Here is a 14,611-nt window from a genome sequence, read left to right as displayed (position 1 = left end):
CCAGCGGTCAGGCCTGCAGCAGTCGGGCCTCCAGCGGTCAGGCCTGCAGCAGTCGGGCCTCCAGCGGTCAGGCCTGCAGCAGTCGGGCCTCCAGCGGTCAGGCCTGCAGCAGTCGGGCCTCCAGCGCCGGGTCGATGCCGGTGGGGGAGTGCTTGGTGCCCGCGGGGCGTCGACCGGGCTGCTCGCGCAGCCAGGCCCAGGTGTCGGCGACGGTCTCGGCCACCGGTCGGCAGCGCAGGCCCGCCGCCCGTGCCTTGGCCACGGTGGCCCGGTGCATGGTCGAGTGCAGCTCGCCCGGCGGGATCCAGATCGGCAGCTGGTTCCACGGCTCGACGCCCGCCGCGATCAGCACCTCCGGCTCCAGCCAGCGCAGTTCGGCCCCCGAGCCGGTGGCCGCCACGCAGCTGTCCAGCAGCTCGCCCATGGTCGCGTGGCCGGGCGGGCAGACCAGGTTGTAGGCGCCGCCGCGACCGGCGAGGGCCGCGTCCAGGCACCAGGCGGCCAGGTCGCGGGCGTCGATGTACTGGATCGGCAGGTCGCGCGGCCCGGGGGCCAGCACCGTGCCGCCGCGCGCCACCCAGGTCAGCCACCAGGGCAGCCGGCCCACGTTCTCCGCGGGGCCCAGCACCAGCCCGGCCCGGGCCAGCAGTGCCCGGTCGCCGAACTCGGCCAGCGCCGCCAGCTCGCCGCCGCGCTTGGCGGCGGCGTAGCCGGGGACGTCGGTGGCGTCGGGGTCGCCGGGCTCCAACGGCCCGTTCTCGTCCAGGCCGGGGGCGGCGGGGTAGGCGTAGACGGAGCGGCTGGAGACGTAGACGTAGTGGCCGGCCCGGTCCCTGAGCAGCCGGGCGGCCCGGCGGACGTCGGCGGGGGCGCCCTGCCAGGTGTCCACCACCAGGTCCCACTCGCCGCCGGCCAGCACCGCCGGGCCGGCGGGGTCGGTGCGATCGCCGTGCAGCGCGGTGACCCCCGCGGGTGCGGGGTGCCGACCGCGGTGGAAGACCGTCACCTCCCAGTCGCGGGACCGGGCTTCGGAGGCGAAGGCGCGGCCGACGAACTCGGTGCCGCCCAGGATGAGGAGTCGCATGCGACCGACTCTGCCCGCCGGCCGGTGGCGGCGGAACCCCATGACGCCCAGGGCGGAATCGCTGTCGGCCGAATCCGGATCAGAGCCGCTCCACCCGCACCAGCTCCGTCAACTCCAGGTAGGCCGCCTCGTCGTAGCTCCCCGCCGACGGGCTGAGCACGGTCGCCCCCGAGAGCGCCACCGCCTCGGCCAGCCGCACCGGCCACGGGGTCCCGGCGAGCAGACCGACCGCCAGCGCGGCCACCGCGGAGTCGCCGGCGCCGGTCGGATTGCCGGCCAACTGCCGGGGCGCGGCCGCCCGCCAGCAGCCGTCCGCCGTCACGGCCAGCATTCCGTCCGCCCCGAGCGAGGCCACCACGGCCCCGGCCCCCCGGGCGACCAACTGCCGCGCCGCGGTGAGCGGATCCGGTTCCCCGGTGGCCGCACGCAGCTCGTCCGCGTTCGGCTTCACCAGGTCCGGCCCGGCCACGAGGCCGTGGTCCAACCACGGCGCCGACGTGTCCAGCACAACGGGAACCCCCCGTTCCTTCGCCGCCGTCACCAGGACCCCGTACGCCTCCACCGGAACGCCGGGCGGCAGGCTCCCGGAGAGCACGACCAGCCCGCACCCCTGGTCGAGCAGCCGCCCGAAGTGCCCCTGGAACGCGGCCCACTCGGCTCCCGTCACGGTGGGCCCGGGCTCGTTGAACACCGTGGTGTCCCCGGCCACCGGGTCCACCACGGCGACGGTCCGCCTGGTCTCCCCGCGGACCGTCAGCAGCGACTCCCCGCCCTCCACCGCCAGCGCCGCCCGCACCTCGGCCCCGGCGGCGCCCCCGACCAGCCCGGTCACCACCGCCGGCTGCCCGAGGCTGCGCACCACCCGCGCCACGTTGATCCCCTTCCCCCCGGCCCGGGTGCTCACGACGGCCACCCGGTTGCTCCGGTGCAGTCGGACGCCGGGGACCTGGTAGGTCACGTCGAGCGCCGCGTTGAGCGTCACGGTGAGGATCGGGGCGGCGGCCACGGGGACTCCAGGGGGAGGGGTGAGCAAATCTGCGTAGTTGATAGCAGGACCGCGCAGATGTGCACAATAGCCCCGAGGAGATTCCGGGCCGCGGTGCGAGACCGCCCACGGCACCCCGTGGCGCCGCCGACCTCAACCGCCCAGCGTGCGGAACCGGTTCAGCCGGGTCGACGGGACGGCCAGGGCCGCCGCGCGGCGCAGTTCGGTCGCCAGCTCGGCCAGCACCCGGTGGGTGAAGGCGGCGGCCGGCTCGCCGACGGGCTCCGGGAGGATGCGGTCCACCACGCCCTCGGTCAGCAACTGCCGGGCGTTGATCCGCTGCTGGTCCGCCAGCTGCGGTGCCAGGTCCGGGGTGCGGTGCAGGATGACGGAGGCGCCCTCGGGCGGCAGCGGGGAGAGCCAGGCGTGCTCCATCGCCAGCGCCCGGTCGGCCGGCAGCAGGGCCAGCGCCGCACCGCCCGCGCCCTCGCCGAGCAGCAGGGTCACCACCGGGACCGGCAGGGCGCTCTGCTCGGCCACGCACCGGGCGATCTCACCGGCCAGCGCGCCCTCCTCGGCCGCCCGGCTGAGCACCGCACCGTGGGTGTCGATCACGGTCAACAGCGGCAGCCGCAGCTCGGCCGCCAGCCGCATGCCGCGCCGCGCCGTGCGCAGCGCGCCCGGGCCGACCGGTCCGTGCACGGCGGCGGCCGCCCGGTCGTGACCGACCACCACGCAGCCGACCCCGTCCAGCCGGGCCAGCGCCAGCCGCAGCGCGTCGTCCCGCTCGCCCGCGCCGGTGCCGGAGAGCGGGACCACCGCCTCGGCCCGCGCCAGCAGCTCGGCCAGTCCGGGGCGGTCCGGCTCGCGGGTCAGTGTGACGGAGCGCCAGGCGGGCTCGCCGGCGGGGACGGGGGCGGCGGGCTGCTCGGCCACCGGGCCGAGCGGCCGAGGAGCCGTCAGGATCCCGAGCGCCGCGATCAGCCGTTCGCGCAGCGCGGCCGGCTCCAGTACCGCGTCCACCGTGCCGAACCGGTCCAGGTGCTCGGCCTGCTGCACCCCGGCCGGGAACGGCGCGCCGTACAGCGCCTCGTACACCCGAGGGCCGAGGAACCCCACCAGCGCGCCCGGCTCGGCGGTGGTGGACTGGCCGAGCGAGCCCCAGGAGGCCAGCACCCCGCCGGTGGTGGGGTGGCGCAGGTGCACCAGGTACGGCAGTCCGGCCGCCTTGTGCGCGGTGACGGCGTTGGCGATCGCGATCATGCGGACGAAGGCGGGGGTGCCCTCCTGCATCCGGGTGCCGCCGGAGGCGGGGAAGGCGATCAGCGGCAGCCGTTCGGCCGTCGCCCGTTCGACGGCGGCCAGCAGCCGGGCGGCGGTCGCGGTGCCGATCGAGCCCGCCAGGAAGGTGAACTCGCTCAGCAGCACCGCCACCCGGTGACCGCCGATCAACCCCTCCCCGGTGAGCGCGGCCTCGTCGGCCCCGCTGCGGGCCCGGGCACGGGCCAGGTCCGCGGTGTAGGGGGTGCCGTTGCGGTCGTACACCGGCGGGGCGTCCCAGCTGCGGAACGTACCGGGGTCCAGCACCTGGTCGGCGAGGACCAGGGCCGCGGGGCGGGCGGGCGTCGGCGTCGTCATGTCCACCCGTCCAGTCTTCGGGCAGCCGGACGCCGGGGACAACCCCCGAATCGATCACACCGCCCCGGCTCCACCGCGGCTGCGGCCGCACTTCAGCGCGGGTTGAACTTCGAGTACTCCGGCTCGCTCCACTGCAGCGGCAGCGCGCCCGGGGTCTCCAGCACCCCGGTCACGGTGAAGTCCACCGCCCGCTGCGCGCCGGGAAGTTCGGCGACGGCGGGGGAGTCCCAGTCGGTCGTGGCGGTGCCGGTGAGCTGCAGGGTGGTGCCGGTCTCCCAGTCGAGGAAGAGCAGCCCGGCCGCCGGGTTCTCGCTCAGGTTGCCCAGCGTGCAGAACATCGCGTTGCCCGAGTAGTCCGGGAAGCGCAGCCGGTCCGGCCCGAGCACCCGGACGAACCCGGGGTCGCCGCCCCGGTGCGAGGTGTCCACCTGCCCCGCGGCGTCGGCGGTGGTGACGAAGAAGGTGTCGGCCGTCGCCACCGCGAGCTGCTGGGCGAGGGTCAGCCCGGGGGAGCGGCGCGGGGTCGCGGCGGTCCCGCGCGGCACCTGTCGGTAGGTGCGCGCCTGGATGTACTTCGGGCAGTTGCCGAACACCTCGTCCAGCTCCAGCGTGATGCCCGAACCCGTGGTCGCGGCCGTCCCGTTCATCCGCATCCGGCGCCGGCTGGCCGGCTCCAGCGCGATCGCCCCGACCGACAGCGGGCCGGCGGCGAGACCCTCGGCCAGCGGGTCGCCGGGACCGGGGAGCGCCGCGATCCGCACCCGGTCGGCCGCGCCGGCGAGGAACCCGGGCGGGCCGCTGAGCACGCTCGCCCAGAGCCGGCCGGCCCGGTCGGCGGCACCGACCACCACCATGGGCTGTGCGGACAGGAACGCCGCGGCGACCGGCGGCACCTCCCGGTTGCGCCGGGGCCCCGAGTAGCCGGGGCGGGCCAGTCCGGCCCGCCGGCGGACCAGTTCCTCACCGGGGACGACGGTCATCCCGAACACCTCCTCGTCGGTGGGCGTGGGCGGGTGCCTAGAAGAACCCGCAGGTCGGCGCCGCGCCGCTGGGGGCGTCGGTGCCCTCGGCGGCGACTCCGCCGGTGGTGAAGGCCTCCAGGCGCAGGCCGTCGGGGTCGGTGAAGAAGAGACCGCCCGAGTCGGCGCCCTCGCGGTGCGGGACCACACCCTCGTGGGCGAACTCCGCGCCCAGCTCCCGCAGCACCTGCTCCAGCTCGTGCAGCCGCTCGACGCTCTCCACCCGGAACGCCAGGTGGTGCAGCCCGGGGGTGTCGGCGGCGAAGGCGCCCTTGCTCTGCTCCCAGAGGGTCACCAGGGTCTTCCCGTCCTGCCCGAGGTAGACGTAGCGGTGCTCGGGGCCGGTGCTCTCACCGTGCAGCTCCAGCCCGAAGACCCGCTGGTAGAAGGCGCGGGAGCGGTCCGCATCGGTGACGTTCAGGCCGATGTGGCCGAGCTGGAAGACGGGCGGCGCGATGAGCTGGGACATGGCAGTTCCTCCGCAGTCGGATCCCGGTGGCCCGGGCTCGTAACCTCTTAAATCGAGTATGGGGGTTAGAAGCGGAGACGGTCAACCGGCTCAGATGGTTGAGCCGGTTAGAATCGGGACGTTCCTCGGATTGGAGTGCCATGACCCCGCAGACCCCGCCGCCGGCCGATCCGCGTCCGCTGCCGGGGGAGCCGCTCGCCGTCGACCTGCTCAACACCCGCTGGAACAACGGCGGCAACCCGCGCGACCTGCTCTCCTCGCTGGACGAGCTGGCGCTCTGGCTGGAGGTCACCGGTTTCGCGGCGCGCGGCGTGCCCGCCGAGCCGCTCACGCTGGCGGCGCTGCGCACCACCCGCGAGGCGCTGCTGCAGCTGCTGGCGGATCCGGCGGACGAGGCGGCGCGCGGCGAACTGAACGCGGTGCTCGCGCACGGGGCGGTCCGCCGCAGTCTGTCCGCCGAGGGCCCGGTGCAGCGGGTGGAGACCGACTCGCCCGCCTGGCTGCCCGCCTGGAGCGCGGCCGAGGACTACTTGCGGCTGCTCGCCGAGGCCCCGGGCCGGATCCGCTCCTGCGCCCATCCGTCCTGCGTGCTGCACTTCCACGACACTTCGAAGAACGGCACCCGCCGCTGGCACTCGATGTCCAGTTGCGGCAATCGCGCCAAGGCCTCCCGCCACTACGCCCGCACCAAGGTCTGAGGCGCCGGCCCGAACCCTGAGGGAACGTCAGCGGAATCCGCGTCAGCCGGAGCATTGACACGGACTGGTCCAGACCGGTTCAGTGGTCTGGACCAGTCCGGGTCGGCGCCGGGGTCGCGCCCTGCCCTGTCCCGGTGGTGGTCTCCCCCCACACGAGACAGTCCGAGGCAGGAGCATCCCCACATGCGCAGTCTCAGCAGGGCCGGTCAGCCGCGCCCGGATTCCGCACCGACCGCCACCGGTCGGGCCCGCCGCCCGCGCCGCCTGGCCGCGCTGGCCACCGCCTGGGCGGTCGCCACCGCCGGTGCGGTCGGCCTCACCGTCGGCCTGGCCGGCACCGCCTCGGCCGGCGAGTACCTGGCCAACGGCGGCTTCGAGAGCGGCGCCCTGAACCCCTGGAGCTGTTCCGGCAGCACCGGAAGTGTCGTCACCGGCCACGCGCACAGCGGCAGTTACGCGCTGGCGGGGGCGGCGAGCGGCAGCGACGACGCCCAGTGCACGCAGACCGTGGCGGTGCAGCCGAACACCACGTACACGCTGAGCTCCTACGTCAACGGCGCCTACGTCTACCTGGGCGTCAACGGCGGCAGCAGCACCTGGACCCCGAGCACCGGCGGTGCGTACCAGCAGCTCTCGGTCAGCTTCACCACGACGGCGAGCCAGACCAGCGCGACGGTCTTCCTGCACGGCTGGTACGGGCAGGGGACGTACTACGCGGACGACGTGTCACTGAGCGGACCGGGCAGCCCGAGCCCCAGCCCGACGCCGACTCCCACTCCGACCCCCACCCCGACGCCGACGCCGACGCCGACGCCGACGCCCACGCCGACGCCGACGCCGACTCCGACGCCCACCCCGACCCCGACGCCGACCCCCACCACCACCCCGCCCCCCGGCGGCGGCCTGCCCACCCACGCGCTGGTCGGCTACCTGCACGCCAGCTTCGCCAACGGCGCGGGCTACATGCGGATGTCGGACGTGCCGGACTCCTGGGACGTCATCGACCTCGCCTTCGGCGAGCCCGACTCGGTGACCTCCGGCAACATCCACTTCAACCGCTGCTCGGTCAGCGAGTGCCCGAGCGTCGAGAGCGACGCCGACTTCAAGGCCGCGATCGCCGCCAAGCAGGCCAAGGGCAAGAAGGTGCTGCTGTCGATCGGCGGCCAGAACGGCGAGGTGCAGCTCACCACGACGCAGGCCCGGGACACCTTCGTCAGCTCGGTCTCGGCGATCATCGACAAGTGGGGCCTGGACGGCCTGGACGTCGACTTCGAGGGCCACTCGCTGTCGCTGAACACCGGTGACACCGACTTCAAGAACCCGACCACGCCGGTGATCGTCAACACCATCTCGGCGCTGCAGACGCTCAAGGCCAAGTACGGCGCCAAGTTCGTGCTGACCATGGCGCCGGAGACCTTCTTCGTCCAACTGGGCTACCAGTACTACGGTTCCGGCCCCTGGGGCGGCCAGGACCCGCGGGCCGGCGCCTTCCTGCCGGTGATCTACGCCCTGCGCAACGACCTGACCCTGCTGCACGTGCAGGACTACAACTCCGGTTCCATCATGGGCCTGGACAACCAGTACCACTCGATGGGCGGCGCGGACTTCCACATCGCGATGACCGACATGCTGCTGGCCGGCTTCCCGGTCGCGGGCAACACCGCCAACATGTTCCCGGCGCTGGCCCCCTCCCAGGTGGCGATCGGCATGCCCGCCAACTCCTACGCGGGCAACGGGTACGTGGCACCGGCCGCGGTGGACCAGGCGCTGGACTGCCTGACCAAGGGCAGCAACTGCGGCGGCTACACGCTGCACGGCGGCGTGCAGCCCAACCTGCGCGGCCTGATGACCTGGTCGATCAACTGGGACAACTACAACAAGAACGAGTTCTCGACCACCTTCCACAGCTACTTCGGCTAGCGGCCCTAAGCCGACGCGGCGGCCCGGCGGCCGGCCCCCACCCCGGTCCACGTCCCGACGCCCGGACCGGGCGGGGCTGACAGCCGGGCCGCCGCCGTGCCAGGGTGTCCGCCATGTCGATCTTCAGCACGCACGACGGGACCAAGCTCTGGTACGAACTCCTGGGCACCGGTGACCGGGTGCCGCTGGTGGTGCTTCCGGGCGGGCCCGGCACCGACCTGCGCTACCTGGGCTCGATCGGCGGGCTGGACCGGGACCGCCCGCTGGTGCTGCTGGACGGCCGGGCCACCGGCCGGTCGGAGGTCCCGGCCGACCGCGCCACCGTCGCCTTCGCCGAACAGGCCCGGGACGTCGAGGCGCTGCGCGAGCACCTCGGCCTGGCGCGGTTCGACCTGCTCGGGCACTCGGCCGGCACGCTGACCGCCCAGCAGTACGCGGCCGCGCACCCGGACCGGGTGCGCCGGATGGTGCTGGTCACCCCGGCCGGCCGGGCCGCCCGCGAGCCCGACCCGGCGGAACTGGCCGAGCTGCGCGCGGCCCGCTCCGGCGAACCCTGGTACCCGCGCGCCGTGGAGGCCGAGCGGCGCCTGCGGACGGCGCAGGTGGCCCCGGACGAGCAGGGGTTCCTGCAGGCCATGCAGCTGCCGTTCTCCTGGCACAGCTGGTCCCGGGCCCGGCTGGCCGAGTACGTGGCGGGGCACGCGAGTTCACTGCCCTGGCTGCGCGAGGCCTTCTACGCGAGCTCGACCACCGACCCGGCCGACCTGGCCCGCCTGGCCGCTGCCGGCGTCCCGGTGCTGGTGATCGCCGGCGCCTCGGACGGATTGCTGGGCACCGCCCCGGCCCGCGCGGTGGCCGCGCTCCACCCGGCGGCCCGGCTCGCCGTGCTGGACCGGTCCGGCCACCGGCCGTGGGTGGAACAGCCCGAGGAGTTCCGGGCCCTGGTGAACGAGTTCCTGGACGCCGGGTAGCTACGCCGCGCCCGCCACCCCCGGTGCGCCCTTCACCCCGTGCACCCGGGCGTACTCCGCGGCCAGCCACGGCCCGAGCCGGTCCAGCAGCAGGGTGAGCACCGCCGGGTCCGCGCTGCCGGCCCGGGCGGCCGCCGCGGCGGTGAGCATCTGGTCGGCGTGCGACGGGTAGTAGCTGCCGAAGACCTCGGCGGACCGGACCAGGTCGCTGGTCCAGCCCCGCCAGCGGCCCATCACCAGGGTCAGGCCGGTGCGGACGATCTGGCGCGCGGCTGCCCGGGTGAGCCGGCGCGGGTCCTCCCCGGCGGCGGCCCGCCCGCGCCAGCCCGGGAGGCGCTCGGCCAGGTCGCCGTTGGTCTCGCGGGCGAGCAGCGGATCCTCGGGTCGGTAGCGGGGGAGCCGCTCGGCCAGGTCCGGTCCGAGCAGCGGGGTGCACAGGCAGGCGACGAACCAGCCCAGGTCGTACCGCTCCGCCTCGCCGAGCAGCCGCTCGACGTCGAAGAGCAGCGCGCCGACCCCGTCGACCTGCGGGAACCGGGCGTCCAGCCCGGCCGACAGCGCGTCGAGGTCGGCCCGGTCGGCGGTGGTGGGCGGCTGACGGAGCGCCAGCAGCAGGTCCAGGTCGGAACGCCCGGGTTCGGCGGTGCCGCGCGGGACGCTCCCGTACAGGTACGCGCTGTGCAGCCGGTCCGGGCCGAACACTGCCCGCACCGCCTCGACGGTGCCCGCCACCACCGGGGCGAACTCGGCGGTCACCCGCTCCGTCGACCCCTCCCGCAGGAAGGCGCCGTCGGCGTCCAGGCCGGGGCGGGTGCGGTCGGGCGAGCCGGTTTCGATCATGTCCACCGGCGCACCCTAGCGCGGCTCCGACGGCCGGTCGGCCGCGTCCGCGGCCCACTGCCGGGCCGCCGCGATCCGGCGGGCCGTGCTCGGGTGGGTGGCGAACAGCAGCTCCAGCACGCGCGGCGGGTCCACGTCCGCCACGTTGGTCAGCGCGAGGCGGCGCTGCATGGCGACGAACTGGTCCGGGTCGCCGGTCAGCTCCAGTGCGTGACGGTCGGCCCGGGCCTCCACCCGGCGGCTCACCGCCGCCTGCACCGGCCCGGTCAGCGCACCCAGCACCGCGGCGCAGGCGGCCAGCAGCGGCAGCGAGCGCGGGTCGGCCAGATCGGTGGCGCCCGCCGCCGCCAGCAGCGGCTGCCACCCGGCCACGGCCGCCAGCACCGCGACGGCCACCGCCGCCCCGACCGCGCCGAGCGCCGTGCCCAGCGGCACGTCCCGGTGCTTCACGTGCCCCAGCTCGTGCGCCACCACCAGCTCCACCTCGCGCGGGGCGGCGGTGGCCAGCAGGGTGTCGTACGCGACGATCCGCCGGGTCGCCCCGAAGCCGGAGACGTAGGCGTTCAGCGCGGTGGTCCGCCGCGAGGCGTCCGCCACCAGCACGTCCCGCACCGCGACCCCGTCGCGCTCCGCGAGCGCCAGCAGCGCGGTGCGCTGCTCGCCCGCCGGCATCGGGCCGAACCGGTTGAAGAGCGGCTCGACCACCAGCGGGAAGAGGAAGGAGAAGAGCACCGTGAGCGCCGCCGCCCCCAGCGCCGCGGGCACCCACCACCAGCGGGTCGACCAGCCGGTCAGCGCGTACACCCCGAGCGCGGTCGGCAGCGCGAGCGCCAGGCCCAGCAGCAGCGAGCGCAGCCGGTCCACCGCCCAGCCGCCCCACCCCTGGGTGACCAGCCCGTACGCCCGCCGGACCACCCGCACCCGGGCGCCGAACGGCAGCTCCAGCAGCTGCCCGAGCAGCACCAGCAGCGCGGCCCCGCCCAGCACCCGGGCGGCCCAGCCCGGGCCGCACCACGCCACCAGCCGGGCCCCGGCCGGCGTCAGCCCGAGCACCAGCGTCAGCGCGAGCCCGGCCGCGCGGCCGCCGAGCACCCAGGGCAGCTGGGCCCGCCGCAGTGCCCTGCCGCGGGCCAGCTGCTCGGGCGTGAAGTCCGGTGCGGGCGCGTCGGCGGGGGGAGTGGCGGGGGGAGTGGTGGTCACCGGCCTACGGTAGCGGCCGCGCCTGGTCCACCGTCACCCGTTCGAGGGCCACCATCGCCGCGTCGTCGCCCAGCCGTCCGCCCGCGTAGCTCAGCAGGTCCCGGCGCAGGTGCAGGAGCAGCGAGGCCGGGCGTTCGGTGGCCCAGGCCCGGATGCGTTCGTCGAGCGGGTAGAAGGCGCGGTTGCCGTCCCGGGCCTCCACCACGCCGTCGGTGTAGAGCAGCAGCCGGTCGCCGGGCGCGAACGGGAAGCTGTCCGCCTCGTAGCTCGGCTCCAGCAGCCCGCCCAGCCCGAGCGGCGGCGCCGGGCGGCTGGCGTCCAGGGTGCGCACCCGGCCGGCGTGCAGCAGCAGCGGTGGCGGGTGGCCGCAGTTGATCACCTGGATCTCGCCGCCGTGGTCGGGGATGTCCAGGATCACCGCGGTGATGAAGGACTCGCCCGCGTCCGCCCGCCCGCCCGCCGGGTCCGGCTCCGCCTCCCCGGCGGCCGCCAGGTCCCAACTGACGCTCCCGTCCAGGTGGGCGGCCAGCTCCGGCAGGGTGGACTGCAGGTGCGCGGCGGCCCGGAACGCGCCGAGCAGCAGGGCCGCCTCGCCGAGCGAGGTCAGCCCCTTGCCGCGGACGTCGCCGATGATCAGCCGGGTGCCGGTGGCGGTCCGGGAGGCCGCGTACAGGTCCCCGCCGATCTGCGCCTCCGCCTCGGCGGCCAGGTAGACCGAGGCGATCCGCAACGGCCCGATCCGGGCCGGCAGCGGGCGCAGCAGCACCCGCTGGGCGGCCTCGGAGACCGAGCGCACCTGCACCAGCTCCCTGGTATGTCGGTCCCGCAGCGCCCGGAACGCCACCACCAGGGCCGAGACCACGATCAGCGCGGCCAGTTGGGTCTCGTGGTTGGAGGTGGTGAGCCCGTCCCGCGTCGCCCCGATCACCACCAGCGCGGCCACCCCGATCACCCCGACCAGCGCGGTCAGCCGCGGTCCGGCGAACGAGGCGGTGATCGCGGGCGCCACCACCAGCAGCGGGCCGAGGTGGATCGTGGGCGGACTGAGGATGTCCACCACGGTGATCACCACGATCAGCGCAAGCGGCAGGACCACCAGGGCACGGCCGGACGGCCGGGGCCGGGCGAGCGCGTCGGAACGCCGCCGGAGAGACACCTTTCCTCTCTACACCCGGCCCGGGCGCCCCGCACCGCGAGGTCCGCGCGCGGCGGGGGCGGCCCGTGCCGGGCACGACACCGACTGACGCCCGCTCAGCCGTGCGCCGCCGCTCCGTGCCCCACCACCAGGGAGCGGCCGGACGGCTCCGGCGGCTGCCCCGACCGCCATCCGGACCGCGCTTGCCTGGAGTGCACTCGAAGGTCCTAGCGTGGGGGCATGACGGTGATCGACAGCACCTCCGTGACCGACCTGCTCGACCCGGTGCCCGTGGCCGACCCGCTCACCACCGGCTGCCTGACCGCCCGCCCGCGGCACCCGAGACCGGACGGGCAGGACCAGTACACGATCAGCGAGGTCGCGGAGCACACCGGACTCACCGCGCACACGCTGCGCTGGTACGAGCAGATCGGGCTGCTGGGGCACGTCGAGCGCTCGCACACCGGCCAGCGGCGGTTCGGCAACCGGGACCTGGACTGGCTCGACCTCGTCAACAAGCTGCGGCTGACCGGGATGGCGGTGGCCGACATGGTCCGGTACGCGGAGCTGGTCCGGCAGGGCGAGTCCACCTTCGACGAGCGCCGCGAGATCCTCACCGAGACCCGGCGCCAGGTGCGGGAGCGGATCGCCGAGCTGCAGGGCACGCTGCTCGTGCTCGACTACAAGATCGACTACTACGCGGCGGGCGGCCGGGCGCCGAAGGCGGACTGAGCCGGTGCGTGCGGTGCGCTAGGCCGCCGTCCAGTCCCCCGACTCGATCAGCGCCGGGTGCGCCGCCAGCTCCGCCGCGACCGCCGGGCCGGCCAGGTACACCCAGGCGTCCAGCCGCTCGCCGGTGTCCAGCGCCGTGACGGCGAGGCGCTCGCGGACGTAGAGGCCGTCCCCCTCGGGCCGGCACTCCTCCAGCCGGTCCAGGGCGGCCAGGACCTGGGCGTGGGCGGCGGGGCGGACGGTGATCAGGTCGCCGAGCACGGTCCGGCCCGGGTCGGGCAGCGCGTACGGGAAGCCGGGGCCGGCGTGCAGGGCGGCCCCGGGGAGGGCGGCCGGGCGGGCCGCGACGGCGTGGGCGCCCAGGTAGCGGTGGTGGTTGCGCCGGCCGGGGCGGAGGGTGCCGTAGACGAAGAGGGGGAGCTTTTCGGACACGGTGTCGATTCTCCTGGGCGGGCTGTGGCGCGCAGGGCCCCCGATGCGCTGTCATTGGCCGCGAACAGTACAGCACCAACCCTAGGAGAGACCCATGTCATCGGTCGGCACCCGCACCTCGGCACCGACCGCGACACCGGCGGCCGGCCGGATATCCGGCCCGGTCTGGGCGGCCCTGGGCGTGGTGTACGTGGTCTGGGGCTCCACCTACCTGGGGATCCGGGTGGTGGTGGAGAGCATGCCGGCGCTCTTCTCGGGCGCGGTCCGGTTCCTCGCGGCGGGGGCGCTGCTGCTCGCGCTGCTGGCGGTGCGGGAGGGCGTCGGCGTGCTGAAGGTGACCGGGCGTCAGCTGGCCGCGTCCGGCGCGGTCGGCCTGCTGCTGCTGGTCGGCGGCAACGGCGGCGTGGTGATCGCCGAGGGCAGCGTGCCGTCCGGGCTGGCCGCACTGCTGGTGGCCGCGGTGCCGCTGTACGTGGTGGTGCTGCGGACCGTCTCCGGGGACCGGCCCGGGTGGGCCGCACTGGCGGGCGTGCTGCTCGGGCTCGGCGGACTCGCAGTGCTCGCGGTGCCCGGCAGCGGCGGCAGCGTGAAGCTCGGCGGGGTGCTGCTGGTGCTGGCGGCCGGGGTCTCCTGGGCGGTCGGGTCGTTCGCCTCGGCCCGGCTGCCGATGCCCGGCAACCCGCTGGTGGCCAGCGCCTACGAGATGCTGATCGGCGGTGCGGGGTGCGCGGTGGTCTCGCTGCTGCGCGGCGAGCAGCACGGGCTGCACCTGGGCGAGGTGACCACCCGGTCCTGGGTGGCGCTGGCCTACCTGGTGCTGGTCGGCTCGCTGCTCGGGTTCACCGCCTACGCCTGGCTGCTGCAGCGCGCCCCGCTCGGCCTGGTGTCGACCTATGCCTATGTCAACCCGGTGGTCGCGGTCTTCCTGGGCTGGCTGGTCCTGGGGGAGCGGCTCACCGGGGCGGAGCTGCTCGGCGGCCTGATCGTGGTGGCCGCGGTCTGCGTCGTGGTGACCACCGCGCGCCGCGGCAAGGCCTAGGGCCGTCCTCAGATCCTGCGGACGGAGCCCGGCACACCGAGCGGCGGCCCCGATCCGCGAGGCCTACCGTGGAGACGGAACCAGCGAAGGGAGACCCGTGATGCCTGGATCCGTCACCATCGGTCACATCGAGGCCGCGGCCATGGTCGACCACACCGATGCCGACCGGTTGGCCGTGCTGCTGGACGAACTGGGGCACCTGCTGGCGGTGCAGGGGCCGAACCGGCTCACCGACCAGCAGGTCACCGCCCTGTGCGCGGGCGCCGGCATGCCGCGGCGGCGCGCGGACCTGGCGCACTGGTGCCGCGGAATGGCGGCCCAGCTGCACGAGCGGCACTGAGCACACGCACCGACGGCGCCGACGGTCCACTCCGGACCCACGGCGCCCTCGTCCCGTGCCGCCCACCGGGCCCAGCGTCAAAAAACCCCCCCAGCCGACCACGTGAAAC

General features: G+C 75.4%; 15 protein-coding genes. 6 read left to right on the top strand and 9 right to left on the bottom strand.

What is annotated here, in order from left to right; genetic code table 11:
• Positions 1–97: 97 nt before the first annotated feature.
• From ACFW1A_RS03830 to ACFW1A_RS03810, 5 genes are all read right to left on the bottom strand, one after another.
• Entirely contained in the window at positions 98–1,084 is a 987-nt protein-coding gene (locus tag ACFW1A_RS03830) for an NAD-dependent epimerase/dehydratase family protein (protein WP_380403590.1), read from the bottom strand.
• Between the two features lie 79 nt (positions 1,085–1,163).
• Complete coding sequence (locus ACFW1A_RS03825; RefSeq protein ID WP_380403587.1) at positions 1,164–2,090, bottom strand: 1-phosphofructokinase family hexose kinase; 927 nt, start codon at positions 2,088–2,090, stop codon at positions 1,164–1,166.
• A gap of 132 nt (positions 2,091–2,222) precedes the next feature.
• Positions 2,223–3,707 (bottom strand): carboxyl transferase domain-containing protein, encoded by a 1,485-nt coding sequence (locus ACFW1A_RS03820; RefSeq protein ID WP_380403722.1) that lies wholly within the window; start codon positions 3,705–3,707, stop codon positions 2,223–2,225.
• A 92-nt stretch (positions 3,708–3,799) separates the two neighbouring features.
• Entirely contained in the window at positions 3,800–4,687 is an 888-nt protein-coding gene (locus tag ACFW1A_RS03815) for a pyridoxamine 5'-phosphate oxidase family protein (protein WP_380403584.1), read from the bottom strand.
• Between the two features lie 37 nt (positions 4,688–4,724).
• The gene (locus ACFW1A_RS03810) at positions 4,725–5,195 is read right to left on the bottom strand and encodes a VOC family protein (protein WP_380403581.1); all 471 of its coding nucleotides are present in this window, start codon (positions 5,193–5,195) and stop codon (positions 4,725–4,727) included.
• A gap of 140 nt (positions 5,196–5,335) precedes the next feature.
• Here ACFW1A_RS03810 and ACFW1A_RS03805 point away from each other — a divergent pair, with 140 nt between their 5' ends.
• From ACFW1A_RS03805 to ACFW1A_RS03795, 3 genes are all read left to right on the top strand, one after another.
• Positions 5,336–5,893 (top strand): CGNR zinc finger domain-containing protein, encoded by a 558-nt coding sequence (locus tag ACFW1A_RS03805; protein WP_380403578.1) that lies wholly within the window; start codon positions 5,336–5,338, stop codon positions 5,891–5,893.
• Between the two features lie 183 nt (positions 5,894–6,076).
• Entirely contained in the window at positions 6,077–7,813 is a 1,737-nt protein-coding gene (locus ACFW1A_RS03800) for a chitinase (protein ID WP_380403576.1), read from the top strand.
• Between the two features lie 113 nt (positions 7,814–7,926).
• Positions 7,927–8,784, top strand: coding sequence for an alpha/beta fold hydrolase (locus ACFW1A_RS03795; protein WP_380403573.1), 858 nt, complete (start codon positions 7,927–7,929; stop codon positions 8,782–8,784).
• Here ACFW1A_RS03795 and ACFW1A_RS03790 read toward each other — a convergent pair whose 3' ends face one another.
• From ACFW1A_RS03790 to ACFW1A_RS03780, 3 genes are read right to left on the bottom strand one after another with little or no spacing between them, the layout of a single operon-like run.
• Positions 8,785–9,624 (bottom strand): nucleotidyltransferase domain-containing protein, encoded by an 840-nt coding sequence (locus ACFW1A_RS03790; RefSeq protein ID WP_380403719.1) that lies wholly within the window; start codon positions 9,622–9,624, stop codon positions 8,785–8,787.
• Positions 9,625–9,639: 15 nt separating this feature from the next.
• Positions 9,640–10,824 carry a M48 family metalloprotease gene (locus tag ACFW1A_RS03785; protein ID WP_380403570.1) on the bottom strand — a complete coding sequence of 395 codons (1,185 nt, stop codon included), beginning with the start codon at positions 10,822–10,824 and terminating at the stop codon, positions 9,640–9,642.
• 4 nt (positions 10,825–10,828) lie between these two features.
• On the bottom strand, positions 10,829–11,920 hold the full coding sequence (locus tag ACFW1A_RS03780) for a PP2C family protein-serine/threonine phosphatase (RefSeq protein ID WP_380403566.1): 1,092 nt from the start codon (positions 11,918–11,920) through the stop codon (positions 10,829–10,831).
• A gap of 279 nt (positions 11,921–12,199) precedes the next feature.
• Here ACFW1A_RS03780 and ACFW1A_RS03775 point away from each other — a divergent pair, with 279 nt between their 5' ends.
• Positions 12,200–12,691 (top strand): MerR family transcriptional regulator, encoded by a 492-nt coding sequence (locus ACFW1A_RS03775; RefSeq protein WP_380403563.1) that lies wholly within the window; start codon positions 12,200–12,202, stop codon positions 12,689–12,691.
• Positions 12,692–12,709: 18 nt separating this feature from the next.
• Here ACFW1A_RS03775 and ACFW1A_RS03770 read toward each other — a convergent pair whose 3' ends face one another.
• On the bottom strand, positions 12,710–13,123 hold the full coding sequence (locus ACFW1A_RS03770; RefSeq protein ID WP_380403560.1) for a gamma-glutamylcyclotransferase family protein: 414 nt from the start codon (positions 13,121–13,123) through the stop codon (positions 12,710–12,712).
• 94 nt (positions 13,124–13,217) lie between these two features.
• Between ACFW1A_RS03770 and ACFW1A_RS03765 the strand changes: the two genes are divergently transcribed.
• Together ACFW1A_RS03765 and ACFW1A_RS03760 are read left to right on the top strand one after the other, a co-directional pair.
• Complete coding sequence (locus ACFW1A_RS03765) at positions 13,218–14,162, top strand: EamA family transporter (protein ID WP_380403558.1); 945 nt, start codon at positions 13,218–13,220, stop codon at positions 14,160–14,162.
• Positions 14,163–14,262: 100 nt separating this feature from the next.
• Positions 14,263–14,502, top strand: a complete 240-nt coding sequence (locus ACFW1A_RS03760) for a hypothetical protein (RefSeq protein WP_380403555.1) — start codon at positions 14,263–14,265, stop codon at positions 14,500–14,502.
• Positions 14,503–14,611 lie beyond the last annotated feature (109 nt).

It is taken from the genome of Kitasatospora sp. NPDC058965, assembly GCF_042741245.1.
Lineage (GTDB): Bacteria > Actinomycetota > Actinomycetes > Streptomycetales > Streptomycetaceae > Kitasatospora.
This window is presented reverse-complemented; position numbering and strand designations above follow the sequence as displayed.